We start from the raw sequence: 5,941 nt of genomic DNA on the forward strand, positions 1-5,941 counted from the left end.
CCGTCACTCCCACCGCGCCCCGGGCCACCGCGCCGGCCGCCGGCCCCCACTACGCCGTACGCCTCGCCCGCGACGAGTCCGAGGTGCGCGCCGCCCAGCGCCTGCGCCACCAGGTCTTCGCCGGCGAGCTGGGCGCCCGCCTCGACGGGCCCGAGCCCGGCCTCGACTGCGACGCCTTCGACGCGTACTGCGACCACCTGCTCGTCATCGAGGAGGAGACCGAGCAGGTCGTCGGCACCTACCGGCTGCTGCCCCCGGAGCGCGCCGCCGTCGCCGGCCGCCTCTACTCCGAGGGCGAATTCGACCTCTCCGCCCTCGCACCCATCCGCCCCGACCTGGTCGAGGTCGGCCGCTCCTGCGTCCACCCCGACCACCGCAACGGCGCCGTCATCGCCCTCATCTGGGCCGGCCTCGCGCATTACATGGACCGCACCGGGCACAACTGGCTCGCCGGCTGCTGCTCGATACCGCTCGCCGACGGCGGGGTCCTGGCCGCCGCCACCCGCGAGGCCGCCCTGACCCGCAGCCTCGCCCCCGAGGAGTACCGGGTCACCCCGCACCTCCCCTGGAACCCCGAGGGCATCACCTTCCCCGACCGCATGGAGCTGCCGCCGCTGCTGCGCGGCTACCTGCGCCTGGGCGCCTGGGTCTGCGGCGAACCCGCCCTCGACGTCGAGTTCGGCTGCGCCGACCTGTACGTGCTGCTCTCGCTGCGCCGCACCAACCCGCGCTACCTGAAGCACTTCCGCTCGCTCGTCCCGGGCGCATGAGCGTCTGGCTGCCCACCTCGCCCTGCACCCCAGAGGCCTGCGCCGGCCACGAGGGGAGCACCGCGAGCGTCCCGCGGGCGGTGCTCAGGCTCGCCGCCGCCGTCGCCCTGATCCTGCTGGGGATCCTGGGCGCCCCGCCGGCCCGGCTGCTGCCGGCCGGCCCCCGGCACACGGTCGTACGGGCCTGGTCGGCCGCCCTGGTACGGGCCTTCGGCCTGCGGATCACCGTGCACGGCAGCCCCGGCCCCGGCGGCGGCCGTCTCCTCGTCCCCAACCACATCTCCTGGCTGGACATCCCGCTCGTCGCCGCCGTCGTGCCCTGCCGGATGCTGGCCAAGAGCGACATCCGCGCCTGGCCGGTCCTAGGCCGCCTCGCCGGGCGGGCCGGGACCCTGTTCATCGAGCGCGACCGGATCCGCGCACTGCCGGCCACCGTCGAGACCGTCACCGGCGCACTGCTGGCCGGCGACCGGGTCACCGTCTTCCCCGAGGGCTCCACATGGTGCGGCCGTGCCCAGGGGGCCTTCCGCAGGGCTGCCTTCCAGTCGGCGCTGGACGCGCGGGTTCCCGTACAGCCCGTGCGGCTCGCGTACCTGCTGTGCGACGGGACCCCGGCCGGGGCGCCCGCCTTCGTCGGGGACGACCCGCTGACCGCCTCGCTGTGGCGGATCGCGCGGGCCCGCGGAGTACGGGCCGAGGTCAGGCTGCTGCCGCGGATCCCACCGGGCCGGTACGCGGACCGGCGGGACCTCGCGGCAGCCGCTCAGCAGGCCGTGCTCGGAGCCTCGGCCCCGACCCTGCTGCCCGGCCTGCGTCCCTCAGGTTCGGCCGCTCAGCCGGCCGCGCCGTCGGCGACCGACAAGGACAGGGCGAACCGGCCCGCCGCGTCCGTCCACCACTGGGTCAGTTCCAGTCCCGCCGCCGCCAACTCCTTCCGCACGCCCTCCTGACGGAACTTCGCCGAGACCTCCGTCAGGATCTCCTCACCCGCCGCGAACGGCACCACCAGATCCAGTGCCCGGATCTTCACCACCAGCTCCGACCGGGCCCGCAGTCTCATCTCGATCCACTCCTGCTCCCTGTTCCACACCGCCACGTGAGCGAAGTCGGCGGTGTGGAAGTCCGCGTCCAGCTCACGGTTGATGACCGCCAGCACGTTCTTGTTGAACTCGGCCGTCACACCCCGCGCGTCGTCGTACGCCGACACCAGCACGGCCTCGTCCTTCACCAGGTCCGTGCCCATCAGCAGCGCGTCCCCGGGCGACAGCATCGCCCGTACGGACGCCAGGAACACCGCACGCTCCGGCGGCAGCAGGTTCCCGATCGTGCCGCCCAGGAACACCACCAGCCGGGGTCCGGGGGAGTCCGGCAGCTGCAGGGCGCGCGTGAAGTCCGCCAGCAGGGCGTGCACCCGCAGCCCCGGATGCGACGCGAGCAGGGTTTCGGCCGCGCCCCGCAGGGCGCTCTCGCTCACGTCCACCGGCACGTAGGTGTCCAGCGCGGGCATCGCCTCGATCAGGTGCCGGGTCTTCTCCGAGGATCCGGAGCCCAGCTCCACCAGGGTGCGGGCGCCGCTCTCGGAGGCGATCTCCCGGGCCCGTTCCAGCAGGATCTCCCGCTCCGCGCGGGTCGGGTAGTACTCGGGCAGCCGGGTGATCTCCTCGAAGAGCTCACTGCCCCGCGCGTCGTAGAACCACTTGGGCGGCAGCACCTTGGGGAGGTGGGTGAGCCCGTGCAGCACGTCCGTGCGCAGCGCGGTCTCCGCCGCGTGCTCGTCGAGGGTCCGGGTCAACTGGAAGCTGGTCACGGGGAGTTCTCCTTGAGCGGGGTCAGTTCGACCCGCGTGCGGGTGGCGGTCAGCAGGGTCCGGTCGGGCACTTCGCACCACCGGGGGTCGTCGTCGTACGGCTCGGAGGCCACCACGGTGCGCCGGACGCCCGCATCGGTCAGGTACCAGAGCGAATCCCCCCATGCCGTGGCGGCGATCGCGGTGCCGTCCGTCACCAGCAGGTTCAGCCGCGAGCCGGGAGCCGCCGTGGCCAGGTCCCGGACCGGCTCGGCCAGCGCCGTGCCCAGGTCGTCCCCGGCCCGCAGCCGGTGCAGGACCAGCGCCCAGACCAGCGCCGAGTCCGTGCGGGCGGGGAGCCGGAGCAGCGCCTCGGGCGGCAGCCCGGCCGCGAGCGGGGCCGCCGCGTCCGGCCAGCCCCGTATCGCGCCGTTGTGGCTGAACAGCCACGGCCCCTCCGTGAACGGCGCGGCAGCAGCCTCCCCGTCGGCCCCGGGCAGCGTGCCGTCCCGTACGGCGGCCAGCACGGCCCCGCTGCGCACCACCCGGGCGAGATCGGCGAAGGTCAGGTCGGACCAGACCGGCCCGGACCGCCGGTAGCGGGCGGGCACCGGGTCGTCCTCCGCGTACCAGCCGATGCCGAAGCCGTCGGCGTTGACCGTGCCGGACCGCTGCCGGCGCGGCTCCCAGGACTGGCGCACCAGCGAGTGCTCGGGCTCGCTCAGCAGCCTCCCGAGCGCCACCACCGGACCCACGTAAGCGAGATGACGGCACATCAGACGTCCCTCGCGGTCCGGAAGCCGGAGAAGATCTGCCGCCGTACCGGAAGGTCCCAATTGCGGAAGGTGCCCCGGCAGGCCACCGGGTCCACCGCGAAGGAACCGCCCCGCAGCACCTTGTGCTCCGGACCGAAGAACACCTCCGAGTACTCCCGGTACGGGAAGGCCCGGAACCCCGGGTACGGCAGGAAGTCGGAGGCGGTCCACTCCCACACGTCGCCGATCAGCTGGCGCACCCCGAGCGGGGAGGCGCCGGCCGGGTAGCTGCCCGCGCGGGCCGGGCGCAGGTGGCGCTGCCCCAGATTGGCCACGGCCGCGGTCGGGTCCGCGTCGCCCCACGGGTAGCGGGCCGAGCGGCCGGTCGCCGGATCGAACCGTGCGGCCTTCTCCCACTCCGTCTCCGTGGGCAGCCGCCGCCCCGCCCAGCGGGCGTAGGCGTCCGCCTCGTACCAGCTGACGTGCAGCACCGGCTCGTCCTCCGGCACCGGTTCGGTCACCCCGAAGCGGCGTCGCAGCCACTGGCCCGCCTCCCGGTGCCAGAACAGCGGGGCCTCGATGGAGTGTTCGCGGATCTGCTGCCAGCCCGGTGGCGCCCACCAGCGGGGATCGCGGTAGCCGCCGTCCGCGATGAAGGCCAGGTACGCGGCGTTGGTCACCGGCACCGTGTCGATCCAGAAGGGTGCGGTGTCCCGGACGTGCGCGGGCCGCTCGTTGTCCAGCGACCACGGCTCGGTGGAGGTGCCCATGGTGAACGGGCCTGCGGGGACGAGGACTTCGGCGACGAGCGGCGGATCGTAGGGGGCGTCCGGATCCCGCGCCGTCAGCACGGGCGCGCCGCGCCGCAGCTGATGGGTGATCAGCATCGTTTCATCGTGCTGCTGTTCGTGCTGGGCGATCATCCCGAAGGCGAAGCCGTCGTCGAGGAGCGCGCTGCCCTCCAGCGGCGTGCGCTCCAGCAGATCGAAGACCCGGCCTCGCACCTCGGCCGCGTACCGGCGGGCCTCCTCGGGCCCGAGCAGCGGCAGCTTGGGCCGCTCGGCACGGGGATGCTCGAACGCGTCGTAGAGCGGATCGATCTCCGGGCGCATGGACTCGCGCCCGGCGACGTTGCGCAGCAGCCAGAGCTCCTCCTGGTTACCGATGTGCGCCAGGTCCCAGACGAGCGGGGACATCAGCGGCGAGTGCTGGGCGGTCAGGTCCGCGTCGCTCACGGCGTCGGTGAGCGCGGCCGTGCGCACGCGCGCGGCGGTCAGGGCGGCGGCCGCCCGCTCCCGCAGGTCTTCCCGGGAGGGGTACGAGGTGGTCACCGGCGGGCCTCCTTCCCGGCGGGCTGCAGGGAGGACGCGTCGTCGGCCGGGCAGCGGCCGCGCAGCACGAAGCGCTCGGTGAACGCACCGACCGTCTCCTGGACGTGCTCGCTCGCGCCCAGCCGGGGCAGCGCCTCGGCGGCGGCCAGGAAACAGGCCGTCGCGGCCGTCCGCAGCTCCGGATCGGCCAGACCGTGCCGGGCGGCGGACCGCCACAGCGGATTGCGGGGCGAGGGCCGCGGGCCGTGCGCGTCGGACAGCACCTTGGTCGCGCGGTACGCGGTCTCGGCGGCCTCCGGATCGTCGAACAGCGCGTGCACGACGGCCACCGGGACCAGCCAGCCGTCGTCGCCGGGCTGCGCGTCGATCATCCGCAGCTCCAGGTGGCCGCGCGGTCGCACCGGGGGGAACAGCGTGGTGAGGTGGTACTCGAGGTCCTCGACCGTGGGCGGCCGCAGTGCGGCGAGGCCCGTGGGAGCGGCGTGCGCCGACCGCTCGGGGTCGCCGCCCGTGCGCAGCCAGTCGCGGAAGGTCGTGCCGCGCGGGATCTCCCACGCTTCGCCCTCGTACGACCGGACGCACATCACCTCGGTGTCCAGCGCCTGCCGCGTCCATCCGGCCCGCGGCTCCGCGTCCAGCGGCGGGGCGAGCGCGCGCCGGCTGTCGATGTCGCTCCAGACCCCCTGGCGGGCACAGCGCCAGCCGGAGTACGGGCCGTCGTGCGCGGGGGAGTTGGCGAAGGCGGCCACCAGGACCGCGCCCAGCAGGTGCGCGAGCCGCCAGCGCCGGCCGTGGCCGAGCACGCCCGGCTCCTCGTGCCCGGCGTCCACGCAGACCTGGACCGAGGCGGAGGCGCACATCATGACGCGGCCGGCCGGGCCGGTGCGGTCGAAGTAGGCCTCCATCGCGTCGTAGCGCGGGCTGTTCAGGAGCCGGCGGTAGGGGCGCCGGGGATCGCGGCCGAGGCCGCGCAGGACCAGTCCGCGGGCCAGCAGGGCGCCGCGTACGGCGGTGAGGTCGGCCTGAAGGCCGTCCACGCATCCGCTGAGCGAGGCGGCGGGGGCCGAGCTGAGTTCGAGTTGGCCACCGGGCTCGACGGTCAGCCGGGAGTTCAGGGACAGTGCGCGGGCGGCGGCGTGGGCGCCCCGCAGCCGCTCGGCGGCCAGGGGCTGTTCGGGCCGTTCGGCATCCACGACCAGCCATTCGAGCTCGGCGCCGATGAGGCGGGGCGGGCCGGTCTTGAAGCAGATGCCGTGGATCAGCTCCTCCGCCTCGGTTTCCGTGAGGGAGGTGGCGGGG

The 5,941-nt window shown here is 74.7% G+C and carries 6 protein-coding genes; 2 read left to right on the forward strand and 4 right to left on the reverse strand.

Annotated elements, in window-relative coordinates; all coding sequences use genetic code 11:
* On the forward strand, positions 1-770 hold a 770-nt coding region (locus tag PV721_RS40265; protein ID WP_319733368.1), incomplete at its 5' end, for a GNAT family N-acetyltransferase.
* The gene (locus tag PV721_RS40270) at positions 767-1,720 is read left to right on the forward strand and encodes a lysophospholipid acyltransferase family protein (protein WP_319733370.1); all 954 of its coding nucleotides are present in this window, start codon (positions 767-769) and stop codon (positions 1,718-1,720) included. The genes PV721_RS40265 and PV721_RS40270, both read left to right, overlap by 4 nt.
* Here the strand turns inward: PV721_RS40270 and egtD are convergent.
* The 4 genes from egtD to egtA form a co-directional block, all read right to left on the reverse strand.
* Entirely contained in the window at positions 1,603-2,577 is a 975-nt protein-coding gene (gene egtD / locus PV721_RS40275) for an L-histidine N(alpha)-methyltransferase (RefSeq protein ID WP_319733371.1), read from the reverse strand. The two genes, PV721_RS40270 and egtD, sit on opposite strands and share 118 nt — an antisense overlap.
* On the reverse strand, positions 2,574-3,332 hold the full coding sequence (gene egtC, locus PV721_RS40280; protein WP_319733372.1) for an ergothioneine biosynthesis protein EgtC: 759 nt from the start codon (positions 3,330-3,332) through the stop codon (positions 2,574-2,576). Before egtC ends, egtD begins: the two co-directional genes overlap by 4 nt.
* Positions 3,332-4,642, reverse strand: a complete 1,311-nt coding sequence (gene egtB / locus PV721_RS40285) for an ergothioneine biosynthesis protein EgtB (protein WP_319733374.1) — start codon at positions 4,640-4,642, stop codon at positions 3,332-3,334. Before egtB ends, egtC begins: the two co-directional genes overlap by 1 nt.
* A partial coding sequence (gene egtA / locus PV721_RS40290; RefSeq protein ID WP_319733375.1) for an ergothioneine biosynthesis glutamate--cysteine ligase EgtA occupies positions 4,639-5,941 on the reverse strand: 1,303 nt, incomplete at its 5' end. The genes egtB and egtA, both read right to left, overlap by 4 nt.

Origin of the sequence: Streptomyces sp. MB09-01 (assembly GCF_033794505.1) — a bacterium.
Taxonomy (GTDB): Bacteria; Actinomycetota; Actinomycetes; order Streptomycetales; family Streptomycetaceae; genus Streptomyces.